At 71.7% G+C, this 2,516-nt stretch carries 1 protein-coding gene; it reads right to left on the minus strand.

Translation table 11 applies throughout. From position 1 onward, the window contains the following. On the minus strand, window positions 1-2,436 hold a 2,436-nt coding region (locus ABZV94_RS41215; protein ID WP_356350192.1), incomplete at its 3' end, for an acyltransferase domain-containing protein. Window positions 2,437-2,516: the final 80 nt, after the last annotated feature.

The raw sequence follows: 2,516 nt of genomic DNA on the forward strand, positions 1-2,516 counted from the left end.
ATGCCGGGCGACACGCGCCCCCAGACCACCCGTGCCACCTGTGATCAGTACGGTCCCGTCCGCATCCCACACCGGACCCGGACCCTCGCCGGAGGCGGCCCGGACCAGCCGCGGAACACACACCGCACCCCCGCGGACCGCCACCTCCGGCTCACCCAGCCCGACCGCCTGCTCCCACGGCACCGAACCATCCGTATCGACCAGCACGAACCGACCCGGATTCTCCGCCTGCGCAGCCCGCACCAGACCCCACACCGGAGCCTGGCGCACATCCACGGGATCGCCGTCACCGACGGCCACCGCACCCTGCGTGACCACCGCCAGGACCGCACCCTCGAGCCGATCGACCGAGAGCCACTCCTGCACCGCACCCAGCACACGGCCCACCAGACCGTGCACCGCACCGGGTACGTCCTCGTCCAGGCCCTCGGCCCCGCACGCGAAGACCACCGGTGCCGGCCCTTCGGCCGCCTGCTCACCCAGGGGTGCGGGCTGCCAGTCCACCCGGAACAAAGCGTCGCCCACTCCGGAACCGAGCCCCTCGGCCCACACGGGCCGGGAGAGCAGCGAGTCCACGGACAACACAGGGTTGCCGTGCTCGTCGGCGACGGTCAGCGAAAGCCCGTCCTGCTGCGCGACGGGAGTGATCCGCACCCGGAGCGACGTGGCCCCGGCCGCGTGCAGCGCTACCCCGTTCCACGCGAAGGGCAGCAGCGTCTGCCCGCCGTCCTCACGGCCCGGGATGTCGAGCAGCCCGACGTGCATCGCCGCGTCCAGCAGGGCGGGGTGGAGGCCGAAGCGGGCGGCGTCCTGGTGTGCCGCTTCCGGCAGGCTGACTTCTGCGTAGAGCTCGTCTCCGCGCCGCCACGCCGCGGTGAGGCCCTGGAACACGGGGCCGTAGTGATACCCGACGGCTGCCAGATCCGCGTAGGCACCGGTGACGGCCAACTCCTCGGCTCCGGTCGGCGGCCAGTCGGTGAGCCCTCCCGTCCGGTCCGCCTCCACCGGCGGTGCCAGCACACCGTCCGCGTGGCGGGTCCACGGCAGATCCGGGTGGTCGTCGGCACGCGAGTGGATCGTCACGGACCGGCGCCCGGTGTCGTCGGCCTCCCCGACCACCACCTGGACCGCGATGCCGCCGAGCGGTTGCAGCACCAGGGGGGCCTGCAAGGTGAGTTCCTCGAGCAGCCCGCAGCCGAGCTGCTCGCCCGCCCGGACGGCGAGTTCGACGAACCCGGTGCCCGGCAGCAGCACGCTGCCGAGGACCTCGTGATCGACGATCCAGCCGTGCGTACCGGCGGACAGCCGGCCCGTGAGAACGATCCCGCCGTCGTCGGGCAGAACCACGGCGGCGCGGAGCACCGGGTGGTCGAGGGCGATCTGCCCGGAAGCCGCGGCGTCGGCTCCGGCAACGGGTGCGTCGAGCCAGTAGCGGCTGCGCTGGAAGGCGTACGTGGGCAGCTCGACGCGACGCGCACTGGTACCGGCGTAGAACGCCTCCCAGTCGACCCGCACGCCCTCCACGTACAACCGGCTGAGGGCCGCGACCAGCGCCTCCGACTCGGGACGGTTCCTGCGCAGCAACGGGACGAAGGTGGCGGAGTCTCCGGCGGCCCCCGCCCCGAGCGCGGTCAGGACCGCGTCCGGGCCGATCTCCACGAACGTACGAGCGCCGAGCGCTTCCGTGCTGCGGACGGCATCAGCGAAGCGCACGGGCCGGCGCACCTGATCCACCCAGTAGTCAGCAGACTGCCACTCCTCGGACGGCTCACCTGTGACCGTGGAGACCACCGGAATGCGCGGCTCGGCGAAGGTCAACTCCGCCGCCACCGCCCGGAACTCCTCCAACATCGGCTCCATCAACGCCGAATGGAACGCATGCGACACAGCCAGCCTGCTGGTCTTACGGCCGGCGGCAGCGAAGTGCTCACCCACGGCGAGAGCAGCCGCTTCCGTGCCCGAAACAACGACCGACTGCGGCCCGTTGACCGCCGCGATGCCCACACCGTCGGTCAGCAGCGGCAGGACTTCGTCCTCGGTCGCCTGGATGGCGACCATCGCGCCACCGGCCGGCAACGCCTGCATCAACCGCCCACGCGCCACCACCAACCGAGCCGCATCCGCAAGCGACAGCACACCGGCGACATGCGCAGCCGCCAGCTCACCGATCGAGTGACCGACGACGAGGTCCGGGGCAACCCCCCACGCCTCGACCAACCGGAACAACGCCACCTCGAACGCGAACAACGCAGGCTGAGCGAGCGCGGTCGCGTTCAACGCATCCGCATCCTCACCCCACACCACCTCACGCAACGACCGCCCCAGATGTACGTCAACCTCCCCGCACACCGCGTCGAAAGCAGCCGCAAACACCGGGTGGCTCGCGTACAACTCACGGCCCATACCCAGCCGCTGCGCACCCTGCCCCGTGAACAGGAACGCCGTCGCCGCGTCCTGAACCCGTGGGTCGGCAGACCGTTGTCGAAGACCGACTGGTCGCCGCCGGAGGAGTGCGC

The organism is Streptomyces sp. NPDC004658, assembly GCF_040609555.1.
Classification (GTDB): Bacteria; Actinomycetota; Actinomycetes; order Streptomycetales; family Streptomycetaceae; genus Streptomyces.